Raw genomic sequence first — 20,937 nt, 5'->3', positions numbered from 1 at the left:
ATGCACTCTCAACAAGACAATCACGTGAGTGACGAGGCTCTTGAGCCGATCGATGCCGCCGCTTCTCAAGGTAGCGCTGAAGCTTTTGTGCTGAGCGCCGAAGAGCGTGAGGCGATCGAACACGAAAAGCACCATTACGAGGATCCCCGCGCGGCCTCCATCGAAGCGCTGAAAATTGTGCAAAAGCAGCGTGGTTGGGTGCCGGATGGGGCCATTTATGCGATCGCCGAGGTGCTGGACATTCCTGCCAGTGACGTAGAAGGCGTGGCCACGTTCTACAGCCAGATTTTCCGTCAGCCGGTAGGGCGTCACGTTATCCGTTATTGTGACAGCGTAGTGTGTCACATCACCGGTTATCAGGGCATTCAGGCCGCTATCGAGAAGAAACTGAACATCAAACCGGGCCAAACTACTTTTGATGGCCGTTTCACGTTGCTGCCAACCTGCTGCCTGGGTAACTGCGACAAAGGGCCAACCATGATGATTGATGAGGATACTCACAGTCAGTTGAAGCCTGAAGATATCGACAATCTACTGGAGCAGTATCAATGATTAAAGACATTGTACGCACTCCCGAGATGCACCCGCTGACCTGGCGTCTGCGTGACGACAAACAGCCGGTTTGGCTGGAGGAGTATCGCAGCAAGAACGGCTATGTCGGCGCAGAAAAAGCCATCAAAGGTATGGCATCAGACGACATCGTGAGTCTGGTGAAAGACGCCGGGCTGAAAGGCCGCGGCGGTGCGGGTTTCTCCACTGGCCTAAAGTGGAGCCTGATGCCGAAAGACGAATCCATGAACATCCGTTACCTGTTGTGTAACGCCGATGAAATGGAGCCGGGCACTTACAAAGACCGTCTACTGATGGAGCAACTGCCACATCTTTTGGTGGAAGGCATGCTGATCTCCGCTTTCGCTTTGAAAGCCTATCGCGGTTATATCTTCCTGCGTGGCGAATACGTTGAAGCGGCGGTGCATTTGCGTCGTGCGATCGCGGAGGCCACCGAAGCGGGGCTGCTGGGCAAAAATATCATGGGCAGCGGTTTTGATTTCGAGCTGTTTGTCCACACCGGCGCCGGGCGTTATATCTGCGGTGAAGAAACCGCCTTGATTAATTCACTGGAAGGCCGCCGTGCCAACCCCCGTTCCAAGCCGCCATTCCCGGCCTCCGCCGGCGTCTGGGGTAAACCGACCTGTGTGAATAACGTTGAAACGTTGTGCAACGTGCCGGCGATTTTGGAACACGGCGTGGACTGGTATCAGGGGATCTCTGCGGGTAAGAGCAAAGACGCCGGTACCAAGCTGATGGGGTTCTCTGGCCGGGTAAAAAACCCTGGGCTGTGGGAATTACCGTTTGGCACCACCGCGCGTGAGATTCTGGAAGATTATGCAGGCGGCATGCGTGACGGCCTGAAGTTCAAAGCCTGGCAGCCGGGCGGCGCCGGAACCGACTTCTTGACCGCCGATCACCTCGACTTGCCGATGGATTTTGAGAGCATCGGCAAAGCGGGCAGCCGGTTGGGTACCGCGCTGGCGATGGCGGTGGATCACGAGATCGGTATGGTTTCGTTGGTGCGCAACCTGGAAGAATTTTTCGCCCGTGAGTCGTGCGGTTGGTGTACACCTTGCCGCGACGGTTTGCCGTGGAGCGTGAAGATCTTGCGTGCGCTGGAAAAGGGCGAGGGGCAACCGGGGGATATCGAAACCCTTGAGCAACTGTGCCGCTTCCTTGGCCCGGGCAAAACCTTCTGTGCCCACGCGCCAGGTGCCGTAGAGCCACTGCAAAGCGCGATTAAATATTTCCGTGATGAGTTTGAAGCCGGTATCGCTGCCCAACATTTCAGTAATGCCAAAGCGATTGGCGGTATTCAGGCCAACAACTTACTGAAACAGCGCTGGTGATACCTCAGCAACATCTGGGGCGTTGAACACAACGCCACGATTGCGGGTAACAAATTTTATAATTAACGCTTGAACATAACCAACGCGTTTACGTTGCGGCAAGGCGGTCACGCAGTAGCGTAAAAGATAACGGTTATTTCAGGCCATTTGGAAGCATGCTGACTATGGCTACGATTCATGTAGACGGCAAAGAATACGACGTAGATGGAGCCGACAACCTGTTGCAGGCGTGTCTCTCTCTCGGCCTCGATATTCCTTACTTTTGCTGGCATCCGGCGCTGGGAAGCGTCGGCGCTTGCCGCCAATGTGCGGTAAAGCAATACCAAAATGCGGAAGATACGCGCGGCCGTTTGGTGATGTCCTGTATGACACCGGCATCTGATGGAACGTTCATTTCCATCGACGACGAAGAAGCCAAACAGTTCCGTGAGAGTGTGGTGGAGTGGTTGATGACTAACCACCCACATGACTGTCCGGTTTGCGAGGAGGGCGGCAACTGTCACCTGCAAGATATGACAGTGATGACCGGCCACAGTTTCCGTCGCTATCGCTTTACTAAACGTACTCACCAAAATCAGGATTTAGGGCCATTTATCTCGCACGAGATGAACCGCTGTATCGCCTGTTACCGCTGCGTGCGTTATTACAAAGACTATGCCGATGGCACCGATCTGGGCGTGTATGGCGCACATGACAACGTCTACTTCGGTCGTCCGGAAAGTGGCACGCTGGAAAGCGAGTTCTCCGGTAACCTGGTGGAAGTGTGCCCAACCGGCGTGTTTACCGATAAAACCCATTCAGAACGCTACAACCGTAAGTGGGATATGCAGTTCGCCCCTAGCATTTGCCAACAATGCAGCATCGGTTGTAACACCAGCCCAGGTGAGCGCTATGGCGAACTGCGTCGGATCGAAAACCGTTATAACGGCAGCGTGAACCATTACTTCCTGTGCGATCGTGGTCGTTTCGGTTATGGCTACGTCAATCTGGACGATCGCCCACGTCAACCGCAGCAGCGTCGCGGCAATGACTGGATCGCCCTGAATGCCGAACAGGCAATGCAGGGTGCGGCGGATATTTTGCGTCAGGCGAAGAAAACCATCGGTATCGGTTCACCGCGTGCCAGCCTGGAAAGCAACTTTGCGCTGCGCGATCTGGTGGGAGCAGAGAATTTCTATACTGGCATTGCTAAAGCAGAACAGTCGCGTTTGACATTGATGCTGAACGTGCTGCAAAACAGTGGCGTTTATACCCCTGCGCTGCGCGAAATCGAAGACTACGACGCGGTGCTGGTGCTGGGTGAAGATTTAACCCAAACCGGTGCGCGCATCGCCCTGTCTGTTCGTCAGGCGGTGAAGGGCAAGGCCAGAGCGATGGCGGCGGCACAGCGGGTTGCCGATTGGCAGATCGCGGCGGTGCAAAATATTGGTCAGCACGCTAAACATCCGCTGTTTATTACTAACGTCGATAACACCCGCATGGATGACATTGCCGCGTGGAATTATCGTGCGCCGGTAGATGAGCAAGCTCGCTTAGGTTTTGCTATTGCTCACGCGCTGGATAACGCCGCGCCAGCGGTGGACGATCTGGCCGAAGGGCTGAACAAGAAAGTTGATATCATCGTGCAGGCACTGGCCGATGCACGTAAACCGCTGATCATTACCGGCAGTAACGCGGGCAGCGATGCGATCATCGAAGCGGCGGCAAACATTGCCAAAGCGTTGAAGGGGCGGGGCTCTGACGTGGGTATTACCTTCGTTGCGGCCGCCGCTAACAGCATGGGGCTGGCAATGATCGGCGGTGGTTCACTCGATCAGGCACTAGAACTGCTGGAAAGTGGCGAAGCCGATACCGCCATCGTGATGGAAAACGATCTCTATCGTCACGCGCCGGCGGCAAAAGTGGACGCGGCATTGGCGAAGGTCAGTCATCTGATCGTTGCCGATCACCAACGTACCGCCATCATGGATAACGCCGACCTGATCCTGTCAGCCGCCAGTTTTGCTGAAAGCGACGGCACGCTGGTTAACCAAGAAGGTCGCGCGCAGCGCTTCTTCCAGGTTTATGATCCGGCTTACTATGATGATGCGCAGAAAAACAGCCATACGGAAATGTTGGAAAGCTGGCGTTGGATGCACTCGTTGCATTCGACCTACACCAGCCGCCACGTTGACTGGACGCAGCTTGACCATGTGATTGATGCCTGTGTCAGCGCACTGCCGCAGCTACAGGGCATTGTGGATGCGGCACCGGATGCAGCGTTCCGCATTCGCGGCCAGAAGCTGGCGCGTTCTCCACACCGGTCAAGCGGTCGTACTGCGATGCGCGCCAACATCAGCGTGCATGAGCCACGTCAGCCGCAAGATAAAGACACCATGTTCGCCTTCTCCATGGAAGGTAACAACAGCCCACTGGCCGATCGTCAGCAGATTCCTTTTGCTTGGGCTCCGGGCTGGAACTCACCACAGGCATGGAACAAATTCCAGGCTGAGGTGGGCGGTAAATTGCGCTTTGGCGATCCGGGCGTGCGTTTGATCGAAGCAGGGGAGGGTAACCTCGACTACTTCACCCAGGTTCCTGCTGCCTTCACCGCACAAGGCTGGCGTGTGGCGCCGTATTATCATCTGTTTGGTAGCGACGAAATGTCGCAGCGAGCCGGAGTCATCCAGCAACGCATGCCGCAAGCGTACGTGATGGTCAACCCGGCCGATGCCGCGCAACTGGGCGTTAATGCCGGCAGTGTGATGGAATTCAGCTGTGCGGGTCAGACGTTGCGCTTGCCGGTACGCCTGAGTGAAACCCTGACCCAAGGCCAGGTTGGTTTGCCGCTCGGCTTGCCAGGGATCCCGCCGATCTTGGTGGGTGCAACGGTTGAAAATCTGCGGGAGGCGGCACGATGAGCTGGTTTACCCCTGAGGTGATTGATGTTCTGATCGCCGTTCTGAAAGCGGTAGTGATCCTGCTGGTGGTAGTGAGCTGCGGGGCATTCATGAGCTTCGGCGAACGCCGCCTGCTCGGTTTGTTCCAGAACCGTTATGGGCCAAACCGTGTTGGCTGGGGCGGCTCACTGCAGCTGGTCGCCGACATGATTAAAATGTTCTTTAAAGAAGACTGGGTGCCGAAATTCTCCGACCGGGTGATCTTTACCCTGGCGCCGATGATCGCCTTTACTTCTTTATTGTTGGCCTTTGCTATCGTCCCGGTTAGCCCAACTTGGGCGGTTTCCGATCTTAACATCGGTATTTTGTTCTTCTTGATGATGGCGGGCTTGGCGGTGTATGCCGTGCTGTTCGCCGGTTGGTCGAGTAACAACAAATACTCGTTGTTAGGGGCGATGCGTGCTTCTGCGCAAACCTTGAGCTATGAAGTCTTTCTGGGGCTGTCGCTGATGGGCGTGGTGGCACAGGCGGGTTCATTCAACATGCAGGCTATCGTTGAATCGCAGGCCCATCTCTGGAACATCGTGCCGCAATTCTTTGGTTTCCTGACCTTTGCGATTGCCGGCGTTGCGGTGTGTCACCGTCACCCGTTTGACCAACCGGAAGCCGAGCAGGAATTGGCGGACGGTTACCACATTGAATATTCCGGCATGAAATTCGGTTTGTTCTTCGTCGGGGAATACATCGGTATTGTCACCGTTTCCGCCCTGATTGTGACGTTGTTCTTCGGTGGCTGGCAGGGGCCTTTCCTGCCACCGTTCATCTGGTTCGCATTGAAAACGGCATTCTTCATGATGATGTTCATTCTGATTCGTGCTTCGTTGCCGCGTCCGCGTTATGACCAGGTGATGTCTTTCGGCTGGAAAATTTGCCTGCCGTTGACGCTGCTGAACCTGTTGGCGACCGCAGCGGTCATTTTGTACAACGCTCAATAAGGGGTGAATAAACCATGACATTGAAAGAGTTAGTGGTTGGTTTCGGCACCCAGGTGCGCAGCATTTGGATGATTGGCCTGCACGCCTTCGCCAAGCGCGAAACCCAGATGTACCCGGAAGAGCCGGTATATCTGCCGCCACGTTATCGCGGCCGTATCGTATTGACGCGCGATCCCGACGGCGAAGAGCGCTGCGTCGCGTGTAACCTGTGTGCCGTTGCCTGCCCGGTTGGCTGTATCTCGCTGCAAAAGGCGGAGCAGAAAGACGGGCGTTGGTATCCAGAATTCTTCCGCATTAACTTCTCACGCTGCATTTTCTGCGGCTTGTGTGAAGAAGCGTGCCCCACCACCGCGATTCAGCTAACGCCGGATTTCGAAATGGGTGAGTTCAAGCGTCAGGATTTGGTGTACGAAAAAGAAGATTTGTTGATCTCGGGCCCGGGTAAATATCCGGAATATAACTTCTACCGGATGGCCGGTATGGCCGTTGACGGCAAAGCGAAAGGCGAAGCTGAAAACGAAGCCAAACCGATCGACGTCAAAAGCCTGTTGCCGTAGGAGCAAGCCAAACATGGAAATTGCATTTTATCTGGCAGGATTAATCGCGATCCTCGCGACCATTCGCGTGATTTCGCATACCAATCCTGTTCATGCGTTGCTGTATCTGATCGTCTCACTGTTGGCGATCTCTGCAGTCTTTTTCTCATTGGGTGCTTACTTTGCTGCGGCGTTGGAAATCATCGTTTACGCCGGCGCCATCATGGTGCTGTTCGTGTTTGTGGTGATGATGCTGAACTTGGGTAATGCGGTGCAGCAGCAAGAGCGCGAATGGTTGAAGCCATCGGTGTGGATAGGCCCGGGTCTGTTGTCACTGATTCTTCTGGTGGTATTGATTATCGCCATCCGCAGCGTGTCCGATCAGGGCATCAGCGGCGAGATGGTGGATGCCAAAGCGGTCGGTATCAGTCTGTTCGGTCCTTATGTGCTGGCGGTTGAATTGGCTTCAATGCTGTTGCTGGCCGGTCTGGTGGTGGCTTTCCACATTGGCCGCGAGCATAAACCGGGTGAGGTGTTGAGTAACGCGCCGGCGGGTAGCGAAATGGCGAAAAGAAAATCGGAGGAGCAAGCATGATCCCTCTCCAACATGGGCTGATTCTGGCGGCGATTCTGTTCGTACTCGGTCTGACCGGGTTACTGATCCGTCGTAACTTGCTGTTTATGCTGATCAGCCTGGAAGTGATGATCAACGCAGCGGCGTTGGCGTTTATCGTGGCGGGAAGCTACTGGGGGCAGGCGGACGGGCAGGTGATGTATATCCTGGCGATCAGCCTGGCAGCAGCCGAGGCCAGTATTGGCTTGGCTCTGCTGCTGCAGCTCTACCGCCGTCGTCATACTCTGAATATTGATACTGTCAGTGAGATGCGCGGATGAACCTATTATATTTAACTATTCTGCTACCGCTGATCGGGTTCTTGCTGTTAGCGTTTTCTCGTGGCCGCTGGTCGGAGAACACGGCGGCGACCGTTGGTGTAGGTTCGATTGGCTTGGCGGCGGTCGTTACCCTTTATGTGGCGATGGATTTCCTCAGCCAAAAAGCAACCGGCGTGCAGCTGTTTGAACAGCATCTGTGGAACTGGATGAGCGTCGGCAACTTCAATATTGGCGTTACGCTGGTGTTGGACGGCCTGTCGCTGACCATGCTGTCGGTTGTCACCGGCGTCGGTTTCTTCATTCACATGTTTGCCTCTTGGTACATGCGTGGTGAAGAGGGTTACTCGCGCTTCTTCGCCTACACCAACTTGTTTATCGCCAGCATGGTGGTATTGGTACTGGCAGATAACCTGTTGCTGATGTACTTGGGTTGGGAAGGCGTGGGCCTGTGCAGTTACTTGCTGATCGGTTTCTACTACAAAGATCCGGCTAATGGTGCGGCGGCGATGAAAGCGTTCGTTGTTACCCGTGTCGGCGACGTGTTCTTGGCTTTCGCGCTGTTCATCCTGTATCACGAACTGGGCACGTTGAACATTCGTGAGCTGATGGTGCTGGCGCCGCAAAAACTGGCGGTAGGCGATACGGCGATCACTTGGGCGACGCTGATGCTGTTGGGCGGCGCGGTCGGTAAATCGGCGCAGTTGCCATTACAGACTTGGCTGGCTGATGCCATGGCCGGCCCGACGCCGGTTTCCGCGCTGATCCACGCAGCCACCATGGTTACAGCAGGGGTTTATCTGATTGCGCGTACCCACGGTTTGTTCCTGATGGCGCCGGAGGTATTGAACCTGGTGGGCATCGTAGGGGCGGTAACGCTGTTGCTGGCGGGCTTTGCCGCGCTGGTGCAGACCGATATCAAACGCGTGTTAGCCTATTCCACCATGAGCCAGATTGGTTATATGTTCTTGGCGCTGGGCGTGCAGGCGTGGGATGCGGCGATCTTCCATTTGATGACCCATGCGTTCTTCAAGGCGCTGCTGTTCCTGTCGTCCGGTTCGGTTATTTTGGCCTGCCACCACGAACAAAACATTTTCAAAATGGGTGGCTTGCGTAAAAGCATCCCGCTGGTCTATGTCTGCTTCTTGGTCGGTGGCGCAGCCTTGTCGGCACTGCCGATTATCACGGCGGGCTTCTTCAGTAAGGACGAGATCCTGGCCGGCGCGATGGCCAACGGTCACGTTAATCTGATGATCGCCGGTCTGGTGGGGGCATTCATGACCTCGCTGTATACCTTCCGCATGATTTTCATCGTGTTCCACGGCGAAGAAAAAATCAAAGCGCATGCCGGTAAGGGGATTACGCACCATCTGCCACTGCTGGTTCTGCTGGTGCTCTCTACCTTCGTCGGCGCGATGATCGTGCCACCGTTGCAGGGGGTATTGCCTGCGACTACGGCGTTGGCGCACGGCAGTGTATTGATGCTTGAAGTAACCTCGGGTGTGGTGGCTATCGTCGGTATTCTGTTGGCGGCTGCATTGTGGCTGGGTAAACGTCGCTTGGTTACCGCGATTGCGAACAGCGCGCCGGGGCGTTTCTTCTCGACCTGGTGGTTCCATGCATGGGGCTTCGACTGGTTGTACGACAAGGTATTCGTTAAGCCTTATCTGGGTATCGCCCGCTTGTTGCAAAGCGATCCGCTGAACTCGCTGATGAACATACCGGCCGTGTTCTCCCGCTGGGGGAACCGAGGCCTGACGGTCAGTGAGAATGGTCAGATACGCTGGTATATCGCGTCTATGGGTGTGGGAGCAGTGGTCGTATTGGCGCTGTTGATTTTGGTTTAACCAATAATCTATAAAGCATTTATCGGGCAGAGCGCCTATTCATCGGGTGCTATGTACAATGTTTTATACCGTATGAATTTCACGTTGTGGTGAGGTGGCAAGTGCGTAAATTGCAGCAACTTACTTATTGTAAGTGGCAACAGAAGCGTAGCTTGCCAACAACGCCACAGCGTGAAGGACAACGGTAGAAATAAGGGACACAAAACGCCATGCTATTACCTTGGCTAATTCTTATCCCCTTTATCGGCGGTCTGCTGTGCTGGCAGTGCGAGCGTTTTGGCAGCAAAGCGCCACGCTGGATCGCGTTGATTACGATGGGGCTGACATTGGCGCTTTCGCTGCAACTGTGGTTGCAGGGTGGCTATACATTGCTCAAACCGCAGGGCATACCGCAGTGGCAGTCTGAGTTCATTCTGCCGTGGATCCCGCGTTTTGGTATTACTGTTCATCTGGCGCTAGACGGCCTGTCACTGCTGATGGTGGTGTTGACCGGGTTGCTGGGTGTGCTGGCGGTTCTCTGTTCCTGGCGTGAAATCCAGAAATATCAGGGCTTCTTCCACCTGAACCTGATGTGGATCCTGGGTGGCGTTATCGGCGTGTTCCTCGCCATCGACATGTTCCTGTTCTTCTTCTTCTGGGAAATGATGTTGGTGCCGATGTACTTCCTGATCGCGTTATGGGGCCATAAGGCATCGGATGGTAAAACGCGTATCACAGCGGCCACCAAATTCTTCATCTATACCCAGGCCAGCGGCTTGGTGATGCTGATTGCGATTCTGGGGCTGGTGTTTGTGCACTACAATGCGACCGGCGTGTGGACCTTCAACTACGAAGAGCTGCTGAAAACCCCGATGTCGCATAATGTGGAATACCTGCTGATGCTGGGCTTCTTCATCGCTTTCGCGGTGAAAATGCCGGTGGTGCCGTTGCACGGTTGGTTGCCGGATGCGCACAGCCAGGCACCGACGGCCGGCTCGGTTGATTTGGCAGGTATCTTGCTGAAGACGGCGGCCTACGGTCTGTTGCGTTTCAGCCTGCCATTGTTCCCGAATGCCTCTGCCGAGTTTGCGCCGATTGCCATGTGGCTGGGCGTCATTGGTATCTTCTATGGTGCATGGATGGCCTTTGCGCAGACCGATATTAAGCGTCTGATTGCTTACACCTCCGTTTCACACATGGGCTTCGTGTTGATCGCCATCTACACCGGTAGCCAACTGGCTTATCAAGGTGCGGTGATCCAGATGATTGCGCACGGCCTGTCTGCGGCCGGTATGTTCATCATTTGTGGCCAATTGTACGAACGTCTGCACACGCGTGACATGCGTCAGATGGGCGGTTTATGGGGGCGTATTAAGTTCATTCCTGCGCTGTCATTGTTCTTTGCGGTTGCCACGTTGGGGATGCCGGGTACCGGTAACTTCGTCGGTGAATTCATGATCCTGTTCGGCAGCTTCCAGGTTGTTCCGGTGATCACCGTGATTTCTACCTTCGGTCTGGTGTTTGCTTCGGTCTACTCGTTGATCATGATGCAGCGCGCGTACTATGGCGCCCCCAAGTCTGATCAACCGTTACCGGGCATGACGGCACGTGAGCTGTTCATTATTCTGTTGCTGGTGGTTCTGCTGGTGCTGTTGGGTGTTTATCCGCAGCCGATTCTGGATACCTCTGCGGCGGCAATGAGCAACGTGCAACACTGGTTTGGTTCGTCAGTTTCTGCAATTTCAACAACAAGGCCGTAATTCGCCATGACAATAACTCCTCAACAACTGATCGCACTCTTGCCGCTGTTGATCGTCGGATTGACGGTAGTGGTTGTGATGCTAAGCATTGCGTGGCGACGCGACCACTTTATCAACGCCACCCTGACCGTTATCGGCCTCAACCTGGCACTTTTTTCGCTGTACTTTGTGGGGCAGGTTGGCCCGATGGACGTGACCCCGCTGGTGCGGGTTGACGGCTATTCGATGTTCTATACCGGTTTGGTGCTGCTGGCGAGTCTGGCGACCTGTACCTTCGCCTATTCTTGGCTGGTCGGTTACCCGGACAACCGCGAAGAGTTTTACTTGCTGGTGTTGATCGCGGCAATGGGCGGTATTCTGCTTGCCAGCGCCAACCACTTGGCCTCGCTGTTCATCGGTATCGAATTGATTTCACTGCCGTTGTTCGGTCTGGTGGGGTATGCATACCGTCAGAAACGTCCGTTAGAAGCCGCGATCAAGTACATGCTGTTGTCTGCCGCTGCGTCCAGTTTCTTGCTGTTCGGCATGGCATTGCTGTATGCCGAGTCGGGCGATCTGTCGATAGCCGGTTTGGGTAAGAGCTTGGGCGAAAACATGATGCATCAACCGTTGATCCTAGCGGGTATGGGCATGATGATCGTCGGTCTGGGTTTCAAACTGTCGCTGGTGCCGTTCCAGTTGTGGACGCCGGATGTTTATCAGGGCGCACCGGCACCGGTTTCAACCTTCTTGGCGACCGCCAGCAAGATCGCTATTTTTGCGGTGGTCATGCGCTTGTTCCTGTATGCGCCAGCCGCCGATAACGAAGCGCTGCGTATGGTGTTGTCAATTATCGCCGTGTGTTCGATTCTGTTCGGTAACCTGATGGCGATCAGCCAGACCAATATCAAACGTCTGCTGGGGTATTCATCGATCGCGCATTTGGGTTATCTGTTGGTCGCATTAGTTGCGGTACAAACCCATCAACTGTCGCTGGAAACCGCCGGTGTTTATCTGGCGGGATATCTGTTCAGCAGCTTGGGCGCGTTTGGCGTGGTGAGCCTGATGTCCAGCCCGTACCGCGGGCCTGATGCTGACTCGTTGTTCTCCTACCGTGGTCTGTTCTGGCATAAGCCTATTTTGTCGGCGGTGATGACGGTCATGATGTTGTCGCTGGCCGGTATCCCGATGACGTTGGGCTTCATTGGTAAGTTCTTCGTGATTGCGATGGGCGTCAGTGCGCATCTGTGGTGGTTGACGGGGGCAGTGGTGCTAGGGAGTGCGATTGGTTTGTATTACTACCTGCGTGTGACCGTCAGTTTGTTCCTGAGCGCGCCGGAAACGCTGTCGCGTGACACGCCGAACAATTGGGCTTTAACCGCGGGTGGCGTGGTCGTCTTGATTTCTGCCGCGCTGGTATTGATTTTGGGTATCTATCCGCAACCGCTGATTACGTTGGTGCAGATGGCACAACCAATGTTCTAATCAAACACGGCAAGTCAGCAATGAGAATGCCGATCGGTTTTACCGGTCGGCATTTTTTTTGTCCAGCGTCAGTGGCAGTTTTGGGACGATGTTGCCAAATGAGTGTTAGTTCGATCACGGTGCCAAACCTGTTCGACCCGCGCTAGGTTCACCGTTAAGGTTGAACGGTATAAAAGAGTATTGTGTAACGCTGGCTTACTTTAATTGCCCTATCAGCACCGAGCTTCCTTTTCTTCCTCTGCATTAGGCCATTGTCAGGGCCGTAGGCGCGGCCCCGACACCCGCGCCCGGCTTAACATGGTCTGCCGGCTTCGCCGGTTCCCTCGCTGCGTCATCGTCGTCGGACGGGGCGCCTACGACTGGCTTCCCTGCCAATCTCGCCTCAATCGGCCATCCCTGGCCGATTGCCCCTGACGCCGCTGCTTTGCTCGGCAGCCCATGATGCGCTCAAGGTCAACCCCCCGAACCGGAGCAGATTCGCGATGGTTTAAAGCCAATGTCGCCAGGTAATTGGAATTGTTAGCTTGTCACTTAACCGTCGTGGCCGGCCAGTATTCAGTATTTGGCATCAAGCAACCGGGCGCGGCGTGCCACGCCCCTACGCGGTGAGCGGATGCGCTGTTGTTAGAAGAACATTAATGTGGGCACGGTGCCAATCGTAGGGGGTGAACATGTTCGACCCGAGCCAGTACACCGTTATGGTTGACCGACATGACAGATTATTTTGTAACCACGCCCCTACGCGGTGAGCGGATGCGCTGTTGTCAGAAGAGCATTAATGTGGGCACGGTGCCAATCGTAGGGGGCGAACATGTTCGACCCGAGTTGAGCACAGCGTTAAGGTTGAACGGTATAAAAGAGTATTGTGTAACGCTGGCTTCCTTTAATGGCCTTATCAGCACCGAACTTCCTTTTCTTCCTCTGAATTAGGCCATTGTCAGGGCCGTAGGCGCGGCCCCGACACCCGCGCCCGGCTTAACATGGTCTGCCGGCTTCGCCGGTTCCCTCGCTGCGTCATCGTCGTCGGACGGGGCGCCTACGACTGGCGTCCCTGCCAGTCTCGCCTCAATCGGCCATCCATGGCCGATTGCCCCTGACGCCGCTGCTTTGCTCGGCAGCCCATGATGCGCTCAAGGTCAACCCCCCGAACCGGAGCAGATTCGCGATGGTTTAAAGCCAATGTCGCCAGGTAATTGGAATTGTTAGCTTGTCACTTAACCGTCGTGGCCGGCCAGTATTCAGTATTTGGCATCAAGCAACCGGGCGCGGCGTGCCACGCCCCTACGCGGTGAGTGGATGCGCTGTTGTCAGAAGAGCATTAATGTGGGCACGGTGCCAATCGTAGGGGGCGAACATGTTCGACCCGAGCCAGTACACCGTTGTGGTTGACCGACATGACAGAGTATTTTGCCACCATCATTCCGGGTAGGTTTTGAACGCTTCTTCTAATGCCGTGACCACCGCACGTACCCGCGCGGCGCGCTGTAGATCCGGGTGTAATACCAGCCAAATATCCACCCAATCTTGCCGATCGGGGAAGATGCGCACTAAATCTGGATCGTTATCCGCAAGAAATGAAGATAGCAGGCCAATACCCAGCCCGTTACGGGTCGCCGAGCGTAACAACAGCTGTGAGTTGCATTGCAGTACCACGTTGGGATTGTTCAGCGTTTCGCCACAAAAACTTTGCCAGTGGCGTGGCACCAGTTCGCGCGGGAACATCAGCAAATCATGCCCGCGTAAATGTTCGCCTTTGACGGGCTCACCGTGTTTATCGAGGTATTCCTGCGTGGCGTATAACCCCATTTCGATGGTTGCCAACCGTTTGATGATCAACTCATCGGAATCAGGGCGAGCGCCACGAATGGCCAGATCGGCACCGCGATAGGAGATATCAGAAATATTTACCGCCGTCAGTAGGGTAACGGTAATCAGTGGATACTGGTCACGCAATTTTCGTAACGCGGGGATGACGAAAGTTTCGGCCATGGTGTCGGTGGTGGCGATACGGACATTACCGCAGAGACTCTCGTCGCCGCTGGTGGCTTTGCGACCGATAGCCTGTACCGCGTTCTCCATGTTTATCACGTCGGCCAGCATCTCCTCGCCCAAGGGGCTGAGAGAAAACGCTTTCGGCGTGCGAATAAATAATTTTGAACCCAACACCTCTTCAAAGGCGGCAAGGCGCCGCCCAACCGTGGCTTGATCGACATGAAGCTCTTGAGCGGCTTTACGAAGAGTGCCGCAGCGAGCTACAGCCAGGAAGAAGCGTGCATCATCCCAGTTCATTTGCGGTTTCCTTTGTGGTAGCCGTTTACAGGTGTGAGCGGTAGAGAAAACCTACCGCTAGGCGCCTGATTTACGCTAAAATGAGGCACCCGTATCATAATTATTTATTATGTTTCATAATATGAATAATTGCATCATTGTGACGCAATTTTGCATCTTTATTTTTACTTATCAATCCTTATGCTAATCCACGCCTTGTTGTGAGTGGGCACACATTTCATAAGAGCCGGTCTCTGCGGGCGTTACCGCCTGATGGGATTCGCTCGCACTTCCTATCATGATTGGACATTCAAAAATGGAGTCTCAGGCAGAGAATATGTATCCCTCCGTTGCGTTAGCGACGGCGGACGGTGTCAGCGTTATTGCGTCTGCCGATGCCAAGGTTGCAGATAAAAATAACGCCGATGTGATTATTCAGACGCTCGAAGCGCGTGGTATTCAGCATATCTTTCTGGTGCCCGGCAAATTAGTTTATCCCCTGATTAAATCGATAGAACGCTCTGCTATTGCCGGGATTGTCGGCGCGCATGAAACCGCCTGTGGTTTCATGGCGGATGGCTATGCGCGTGCGAGTCGGAAATTTGGCGTGTGTCTGGGTATCTCCGGCCCCGGCACCATGAATTTTTTGCCTGCGATGGCGGCGGCACAGGCCGATAAAATCCCGGTGCTGTATCTGGCCGGCGGTATTGCGACCTATCACGAAGCCCAAGGGGCATTCCAGGACGGCAGCAACAGCGGTATTGATGAACTGACGATCGTTAAGCCGTTGCTTTCAGCCGCGATTGAGGTCAAAAACCCCCTTACGTTGCAGCATGAATTGCGTCGCAGCCTGTCGTGCCTGAACAGCCAGCGTAAAGGCCGTGCCTACCTTAGCGTACCGGTCGATATGCAAAAGAAACCGTTGCAGGATAAGCCACCGGCGCAACCGCAACGCACGCCGTTGTGCCGTGAAACCGCGGTGGATGACGCGGCGCTGGATAGCGTGTTGGACGACTATGTACTGCGCGGTCTTAACATTGCCTGTCTGGTCGGTAGCCGGGTCAATAACCCGCAAGATGCAGAGTTGTTGTTGCGAGTGGCAGAGAAGTACCGTTTACCGGTGGCGACGACGCTGTCTGGTAAAGGCGCGTTTCCCGAAAAACACCCGTTGGCATTGGGGCTGTACGGTTTTGCCGGGCATACCCGTGCGGTGGAAACCATTAACGGTGATGGGGTGGACGTATTATTGGTGTTGGGCTGCGATCTGAGCCAACGCGATAGCCTAAACTGGAACCCGAAACTGCACGGAACGAAAACGCTGGTGGTGATTGATGAAGACTTCGATAAAGTCAGTTCGCATTATCAACCGGAGGTGCAGATTTTCTCCAACCTGACCGGCGCGCTACAACGGTTACTGGATGCGGTAGCGGATGACGACGCACATTTAGCCTGCGTTAATAAATTACGCGAACAATGGATGGAGCACGTCAGTCAACTGCCGCTGGAACAAACACCGTCAGATCTGCCTGCACGCGAAGCGCTGGGGGAGGCCAACATGTATCCCGGCGATGCCATTAAACATCTGCGTCGCCGCACGGCGGCTGATACCAATGTGGTGGTCGATTCCGGTGCACACCGGATTTTCATGGCGCACCACTGGCAAAGCAGCGGTTGTGGTGATTATCACACCTCCAGCTCATTGGCACCGATGGGCTGGGCGATTTGTGCTGGTATTGGCATCAAGCTCGCTGCGCCACACCGTGACTGTCTGGTGGTGACGGGCGATGGTTGTATGCTGATGCACGGGATGGAAATTCAGACGGCGGCGCGTTATCGCATAAAAATGACCTTTGTGGTGATGAATAACTGTGCGCACGGTGCGATGCACATTGATACGCTACAAAATCGCGGGATTTCTGCCGACTACACGGTGTTGCCAAACCATGATTGGCGGGCTTTTGCTCAGAGCCTTGGCGTCGCGGCGGCCAGCGCATCAACATTAGAGGAGTTGGATAACGCCTTGACGGCAGCGGCAGCACATGATGGCCCGTATCTGATTGAAATGCGGGTAGGCAATCATGTCGCGCCTAATCGTTACTATGCTGAGAGTATCGTAGAATATGAGCAGCGTATTAAAACGCTGTAAGGTGATGACCTGCCGCAGAGAAACTCTGGTGGCGAGCCTGCGGCAGGATGGGTTATTTAATGGTGTCTTGGTGTAACATTATTCAGTGGTGTTAATGAACAACCGTCACGGAGTGATAATAAAATGCATAAAATTATAGTGTTGTCCGTCATCATGGCAATTTGCGGCAGCGTGCAGGCAGCAGAGGATCACGGTGAAGGGATCAACAAAGAGACATTGTTGAAAACGGAAACCTCATGGGAAGGTACGCCGTATGGACATTATCCCGCCGGGGCTGCGCAAATTACCATGTTGAAAGTGACGGTCGAGCCGAACAAAGTGTTGGCCTGGCATACGCACCCGTGTATCAGCGCGGTATATATGACCGGAGGTAGCGTTTCATTGACCGTGGAAAAGACCGGTGAAAATAAAACCTTTAAGCAAGGTGATTCGTTTACCGACACGGTAGATATTGTGCATCAAGGCACGTCCGGTGCGGAAGGCGCAGAAATGCTGGTGTTTTTTGCTTGTGCAGACAATAAACCCTTAACGGTGAGTGCCAACAAATAATTGAAAATGCCTGACATACTTCAGGTTGCCGCTTAGTTGGCTATGTTCGTAGCTTCCGTGCAGCGCGTTTTTCTCTGTGTCTGAGAGCAGGCCGAACACCTTAAGTCACTCGAATTAATTAGGGCTTAGATCGCCAGAGTATTTTTTAGCTTCAAGGGAGTGCGGTCTTTCCAGGCCGCTATCAGAGGGTGTTATGGTTGCTTTGTGGATGTTGGTTGCCAGCGTGTTTTTTGCGCTGATGGGAGCCAGCATAAAACTGGCCTCGTCGAAGGTCGGTTTCTTCGAACTTATTTTTTATCGCTCGTTTATTAACGTGTTGATTGTCGCAGTATTGATTAAAATTAAAAATATTGGCTTCCGTACGCGTCATGTTGGCTTGCACATGAAACGTGCCGCCATCGGCAATGCGGCAATGTATTGCGGTTTTTACGCGTTGATCAATTTGCCCATTGCGACCGCGACCACGCTAGGTTACACCAGTCCTATCTTCCAATCAGTGATTACGTTTATCACCGCCAAAGGTCAATTAACCGGCAAATTGTTATTTTCTGTGTTGTTGGGATTTGTTGGGATTGTGGTGTTATTACGGCCAGATATGCCGCACGAAGCTTATAGCGCCACATTGGTTGGTTTATTATCCGGGTTGTTGACTGCGCTGGCGTATTTTAACGTCGGTAAGTTGGTTCGAACCGGTGAGCCTGAGTTGCGCGTGGTATTCTATTTTTCGTTAATAGGAACCTTGGTCGGGTTGGTAATGGCGGGTGCAACAGGGTTTACCGCCTTGGATGCGGTGATGTTGCTTAATGTGTGCGCCATCGGTATTTTCGGTAGCCTAGGGCAAATCGCCATGACGCGCGCCTACGGCAGCGGTAATCCGGTTATTGTCAGTATTCTTTCCTACAGTACGATTATCTTTTCGACGCTACTTGGTTTTCTGCTGTTTAATGAAAAACTGTCGTATATCGCGGCTATCGGCATGGCGTTAATTATTCTTTCGGGCGGCTTTGCCATTATGCGACGCGCGCCGGGGAAAGTACGTAAGGCCGAGGCAATTTAACGTTAGGTGAAATAACATTTGCTTATATCTTATGCTTAATTTGTCCAATGCGTTTTCTAGGCTTATTGTGCTAAGCCAGTAATAATGCAGATACATTAATGCATTAATGAATCACCGTGATGCATTCTTGGCTATTTTGAGTGTTATTCCAGAACGGTATGATAAATGCGTTTCCTGATAGAGTTTGGTTTTTCAGGATCCGGATTGATTAAGGCTGAGAGCCGATTTGTTCTGGGAGAAAATAATGTCTGATAGTTTGGCGGTTGATGACGCTGCTAAAGCGAATGTGGGCACATCGCATGTTGCCATTTTGCTGTTTTTAGCCCTGGCGTTAATGTCGGCATTGCTCAATAGCAGTGCGCCGACGCCGCTTTATCCGCTTTATCAGCATCAGTTGGGCCTGACCTCGGTCAGCCTGACAATGATTTACGGTGCTTATGCTGCTGGGGTGCTGATTTCGCTATTTGGTGTTGGCAATATGGCCGGCAAGGTAAACGATCTGCGTAGCATGATCGTACCGGCATTGCTGGTGGTGCTAGCTGGGGCGTTGTTGTTCTCAATGGCGGATTCGTTTTGGATGATGTTCATGGCGCGTCTGCTGGCGGGGATCGGAACCGGCGCATTAACCGGGGCGGCCAACATTGCATTGGTGCGTTTCGGGCCAAAAGATGGCGGAAAAAATGCCGCCTTGATTGCCACCTTGTCGTTCACGATGGGCTTGGCGCTGGGGCCGATATTCAGCGGCATTGCGTTGCAAACCGGGTTTCATACCACGTCATTGCCGTTCATGATTATTATGGCAGTGGCTGCGGTGGCCGCATTAGGCGTGACGCTCAAATGGCCGCGTGATGTGGTGGCGACGCCGGTAAACGCGACGCCAAGTGAAGCGCAACCGGCAGAAAAGGGCTCGCTAGCGGAGGGATTGCAGGCGACGGGAAGTCGATTTTTCCTGTGTGCCGGTGCCTTGTTTATATGCTGGGCGGTGGCTGCGAGTATTTTGGCGATTGGCCCGAGTGTGGCAGAAAAATTATTAGGTATGCACAGCCGTGGCATTTATGGCTATGTGATTGCGGTCTATTTAGTGATTGCTGGCATCAGCCAGATACTGAGCCGCAGAATTAACGCGCGTCATTCGCTGATGTTTGGCTGCTTAGCGCAGGCGTTATCGGTGGTGGTGTTTGCTGCCGCGATACAGATTCATTCTTTAGGATTGGCTAGCGTTGGCATGCTGATAGCCGGATATGCCTACGGGGCTATTTTTGTCGGTAGCGCAACCTTGGTGAACGTTATTTCACCGAAATCTAGCCACGCAAGATTGATTTCGTTGTTTTATGTTATTGCCTATATTGCCAACTGGGTACCTATCCTGTTGGGTGTGGTTATCGACCAGGCAAGTTTGCAACTGGCGGTTAACCTGTTATTCCTGGTCAGTACGTTGGTTTGCCTAGCTTTGGGCTTACTGGTAACACGAGCGGGTTTTCCGCGCTAAGAATCTATTATTGATGTAAATGTACGACCGACGATTTCCCTGGTGTTGTTGTGTGTCATTTCCAGCGTGCTTGCACGCTGGTTTTTTTTGTGATTAATCTTTAACTTTCAGAATTAGCCTTTCCCTAATTACATTCATTTAGTGATATTGGTCACAAAATAACCCCAGTTTTCGGGTACACTGCGCGGCTTCTTTTCTTACGAGTCGGTTTTATGAACGTTATTTTTGCCATAGCCATCACCACCGGCATACTTTCCGGCATTTGGGGCTGGGTGGCGGTCAGTTTAGGCTTGATCAGTTGGGCGGGCTTTTTGGGCTGCACGGCGTATTTCGCCTGCCCACAGGGCGGGGTAAAGGGGCTGGCAATCAGTACGCTGACCTGCTGCAGCGGTATCTTCTGGGCGATGGCTATCATTCTGGGCAGTGCGCTGGAACCGGCCTGGAGTTTGCTAGGATATCTGCTCACCGGCGTCGTGGCATTTTTGATGTGTATCCAGGCGCGGCAGCAATGGCTGGGCTTTGTGCCTGGCACCTTTATCGGTGCTTGCGCCACTTTTGCCGCTGAGGGAGACTGGCGATTGGTGACGCTTTCGTTGCTAGTGGGGCTGCTGTTCGGTTACGCAATGAAAAATAGCGGATTGTGGCTAGCGTCGCGCGGAGGTCGAAGCACGTCAACCGTGCCCGCCCGACAAAGCGGTGGGGATGCCTAAGCAGAAGGGGTTTTTTAACCTTAATTCTGATGGCAATGGCGTGCGGTTGTTGTCTATAGTTACCATTCGGTGATGGCCTTTAATAAGGAGAACGCGAGATGGCGACAAATCGGGACGAGAATCAAACTACCCTGGATGATGATCTGCGTATGCTGACGGATACGCTGGAAGAGGTGCTGAAATATTCCGGCGACCGCGCCGACCACGCGTATATCGAGATTAAATCCCGTGCGGAACAGGCAGTAGAGGAGGTGAAATCGCGCCTGAACGGTACCTCTGAAACCTATTATGCGCGAGCCAAAGAAGTGGCTTCCCGCACCGATGATTACGTGCGCGAAAAACCGTGGCAGGGGGTGGGGATCGGCGCCACGCTCGGATTGGTCTTCGGGCTGTTGCTGGCGCGCAAATAACGCGCTGCCGCTCAGGTTTCGCTATAGCATTGGACAATGCCACTCTTCACGTGCAT

17 protein-coding genes are annotated in these 20,937 nt (G+C 53.8%); 16 read left to right on the top strand and 1 reads right to left on the bottom strand.

Annotated features, from left to right (window positions below):
* The 10 genes from nuoE to nuoN all read left to right on the top strand — a co-directional run bounded on the left by nuoE (nucleotide 1) and on the right by nuoN (nucleotide 12,252).
* Nucleotides 1-552, top strand: a complete 552-nt coding sequence (gene nuoE / locus ACQKDS_RS09860; protein ID WP_399669642.1) for an NADH-quinone oxidoreductase subunit NuoE — start codon at nucleotides 1-3, stop codon at nucleotides 550-552.
* Complete coding sequence (gene nuoF / locus ACQKDS_RS09855; protein ID WP_399669645.1) at nucleotides 549-1,901, top strand: NADH-quinone oxidoreductase subunit NuoF; 1,353 nt, start codon at nucleotides 549-551, stop codon at nucleotides 1,899-1,901. Before nuoE ends, nuoF begins: the two co-directional genes overlap by 4 nt.
* 164 nt (nucleotides 1,902-2,065) lie before the next feature.
* A complete protein-coding gene (nuoG, locus tag ACQKDS_RS09850; protein ID WP_399669648.1) occupies nucleotides 2,066-4,801 on the top strand; it encodes an NADH-quinone oxidoreductase subunit NuoG in 2,736 nt (911 codons plus the stop codon).
* Nucleotides 4,798-5,775, top strand: coding sequence for an NADH-quinone oxidoreductase subunit NuoH (gene nuoH, locus ACQKDS_RS09845; protein WP_399669651.1), 978 nt, complete (start codon nucleotides 4,798-4,800; stop codon nucleotides 5,773-5,775). The genes nuoG and nuoH overlap by 4 nt, the downstream gene beginning before the upstream one ends.
* A 14-nt stretch (nucleotides 5,776-5,789) precedes the next feature.
* On the top strand, nucleotides 5,790-6,332 hold the full coding sequence (gene nuoI, locus ACQKDS_RS09840) for an NADH-quinone oxidoreductase subunit NuoI (protein ID WP_399669654.1): 543 nt from the start codon (nucleotides 5,790-5,792) through the stop codon (nucleotides 6,330-6,332).
* Between the two features lie 13 nt (nucleotides 6,333-6,345).
* A complete protein-coding gene (gene nuoJ, locus ACQKDS_RS09835; RefSeq protein ID WP_399669657.1) occupies nucleotides 6,346-6,906 on the top strand; it encodes an NADH-quinone oxidoreductase subunit J in 561 nt (186 codons plus the stop codon).
* Nucleotides 6,903-7,205, top strand: a complete 303-nt coding sequence (gene nuoK, locus ACQKDS_RS09830; protein WP_004960562.1) for an NADH-quinone oxidoreductase subunit NuoK — start codon at nucleotides 6,903-6,905, stop codon at nucleotides 7,203-7,205. Before nuoJ ends, nuoK begins: the two co-directional genes overlap by 4 nt.
* Nucleotides 7,202-9,049, top strand: a complete 1,848-nt coding sequence (gene nuoL, locus ACQKDS_RS09825) for an NADH-quinone oxidoreductase subunit L (RefSeq protein WP_399669661.1) — start codon at nucleotides 7,202-7,204, stop codon at nucleotides 9,047-9,049. The genes nuoK and nuoL overlap by 4 nt, the downstream gene beginning before the upstream one ends.
* A gap of 209 nt (nucleotides 9,050-9,258) precedes the next feature.
* Complete coding sequence (gene nuoM / locus ACQKDS_RS09820; protein WP_399669664.1) at nucleotides 9,259-10,788, top strand: NADH-quinone oxidoreductase subunit M; 1,530 nt, start codon at nucleotides 9,259-9,261, stop codon at nucleotides 10,786-10,788.
* 6 nt (nucleotides 10,789-10,794) lie between these two features.
* A complete protein-coding gene (nuoN, locus tag ACQKDS_RS09815; RefSeq protein WP_399669667.1) occupies nucleotides 10,795-12,252 on the top strand; it encodes an NADH-quinone oxidoreductase subunit NuoN in 1,458 nt (485 codons plus the stop codon).
* 1,416 nt (nucleotides 12,253-13,668) lie between these two features.
* On the opposite strand, the gene ACQKDS_RS09810 is transcribed toward nuoN, so the two are convergent.
* Nucleotides 13,669-14,541, bottom strand: a complete 873-nt coding sequence (locus ACQKDS_RS09810; protein WP_399669670.1) for a LysR family transcriptional regulator — start codon at nucleotides 14,539-14,541, stop codon at nucleotides 13,669-13,671.
* A gap of 295 nt (nucleotides 14,542-14,836) precedes the next feature.
* Between ACQKDS_RS09810 and ACQKDS_RS09805 the strand changes: the two genes are divergently transcribed.
* From ACQKDS_RS09805 to elaB, 6 genes are all read left to right on the top strand, one after another.
* Entirely contained in the window at nucleotides 14,837-16,666 is a 1,830-nt protein-coding gene (locus ACQKDS_RS09805) for a thiamine pyrophosphate-binding protein (protein WP_399669673.1), read from the top strand.
* A gap of 123 nt (nucleotides 16,667-16,789) precedes the next feature.
* Nucleotides 16,790-17,215, top strand: a complete 426-nt coding sequence (locus ACQKDS_RS09800; protein ID WP_399669675.1) for a cupin domain-containing protein — start codon at nucleotides 16,790-16,792, stop codon at nucleotides 17,213-17,215.
* A 193-nt stretch (nucleotides 17,216-17,408) separates the two neighbouring features.
* Nucleotides 17,409-18,272, top strand: a complete 864-nt coding sequence (locus ACQKDS_RS09795) for a DMT family transporter (protein WP_399669678.1) — start codon at nucleotides 17,409-17,411, stop codon at nucleotides 18,270-18,272.
* A 244-nt stretch (nucleotides 18,273-18,516) separates the two neighbouring features.
* On the top strand, nucleotides 18,517-19,761 hold the full coding sequence (locus ACQKDS_RS09790; RefSeq protein WP_399669681.1) for an MFS transporter: 1,245 nt from the start codon (nucleotides 18,517-18,519) through the stop codon (nucleotides 19,759-19,761).
* A 212-nt stretch (nucleotides 19,762-19,973) separates the two neighbouring features.
* Nucleotides 19,974-20,471 (top strand): DUF1097 domain-containing protein, encoded by a 498-nt coding sequence (locus ACQKDS_RS09785; RefSeq protein WP_399669684.1) that lies wholly within the window; start codon nucleotides 19,974-19,976, stop codon nucleotides 20,469-20,471.
* 98 nt (nucleotides 20,472-20,569) lie between these two features.
* Complete coding sequence (gene elaB / locus ACQKDS_RS09780) at nucleotides 20,570-20,881, top strand: stress response protein ElaB (protein WP_399669687.1); 312 nt, start codon at nucleotides 20,570-20,572, stop codon at nucleotides 20,879-20,881.
* Nucleotides 20,882-20,937: the final 56 nt, after the last annotated feature.

Source organism: Serratia sp. NPDC078593, assembly GCF_050268245.1.
GTDB lineage: Bacteria > Pseudomonadota > Gammaproteobacteria > Enterobacterales > Enterobacteriaceae > JBNNGK01.
This window is presented reverse-complemented; position numbering and strand designations above follow the sequence as displayed.

Excerpts from the sequence above, each read along its gene's own strand:
- nuoE (WP_399669642.1), top strand. The coding sequence starts at position 1 with ATGCACTCTCAACAAGACAATCACGTGAGTGACGAGGCTCTTGAGCCG.
- nuoF (WP_399669645.1), top strand. The coding sequence starts at position 549 with ATGATTAAAGACATTGTACGCACTCCCGAGATGCACCCGCTGACCTGG.
- nuoG (WP_399669648.1), top strand. The coding sequence starts at position 2,066 with ATGGCTACGATTCATGTAGACGGCAAAGAATACGACGTAGATGGAGCC.
- nuoH (WP_399669651.1), top strand. The coding sequence starts at position 4,798 with ATGAGCTGGTTTACCCCTGAGGTGATTGATGTTCTGATCGCCGTTCTG.
- nuoI (WP_399669654.1), top strand. The coding sequence starts at position 5,790 with ATGACATTGAAAGAGTTAGTGGTTGGTTTCGGCACCCAGGTGCGCAGC.
- nuoJ (WP_399669657.1), top strand. The coding sequence starts at position 6,346 with ATGGAAATTGCATTTTATCTGGCAGGATTAATCGCGATCCTCGCGACC.
- nuoK (WP_004960562.1), top strand. The coding sequence starts at position 6,903 with ATGATCCCTCTCCAACATGGGCTGATTCTGGCGGCGATTCTGTTCGTA.
- nuoL (WP_399669661.1), top strand. The coding sequence starts at position 7,202 with ATGAACCTATTATATTTAACTATTCTGCTACCGCTGATCGGGTTCTTG.
- nuoM (WP_399669664.1), top strand. The coding sequence starts at position 9,259 with ATGCTATTACCTTGGCTAATTCTTATCCCCTTTATCGGCGGTCTGCTG.
- nuoN (WP_399669667.1), top strand. The coding sequence starts at position 10,795 with ATGACAATAACTCCTCAACAACTGATCGCACTCTTGCCGCTGTTGATC.
- ACQKDS_RS09810 (WP_399669670.1), bottom strand. The coding sequence starts at position 14,541 with ATGAACTGGGATGATGCACGCTTCTTCCTGGCTGTAGCTCGCTGCGGC.
- ACQKDS_RS09805 (WP_399669673.1), top strand. The coding sequence starts at position 14,837 with ATGGAGTCTCAGGCAGAGAATATGTATCCCTCCGTTGCGTTAGCGACG.
- ACQKDS_RS09800 (WP_399669675.1), top strand. The coding sequence starts at position 16,790 with ATGCATAAAATTATAGTGTTGTCCGTCATCATGGCAATTTGCGGCAGC.
- ACQKDS_RS09795 (WP_399669678.1), top strand. The coding sequence starts at position 17,409 with ATGGTTGCTTTGTGGATGTTGGTTGCCAGCGTGTTTTTTGCGCTGATG.
- ACQKDS_RS09790 (WP_399669681.1), top strand. The coding sequence starts at position 18,517 with ATGTCTGATAGTTTGGCGGTTGATGACGCTGCTAAAGCGAATGTGGGC.
- ACQKDS_RS09785 (WP_399669684.1), top strand. The coding sequence starts at position 19,974 with ATGAACGTTATTTTTGCCATAGCCATCACCACCGGCATACTTTCCGGC.
- elaB (WP_399669687.1), top strand. The coding sequence starts at position 20,570 with ATGGCGACAAATCGGGACGAGAATCAAACTACCCTGGATGATGATCTG.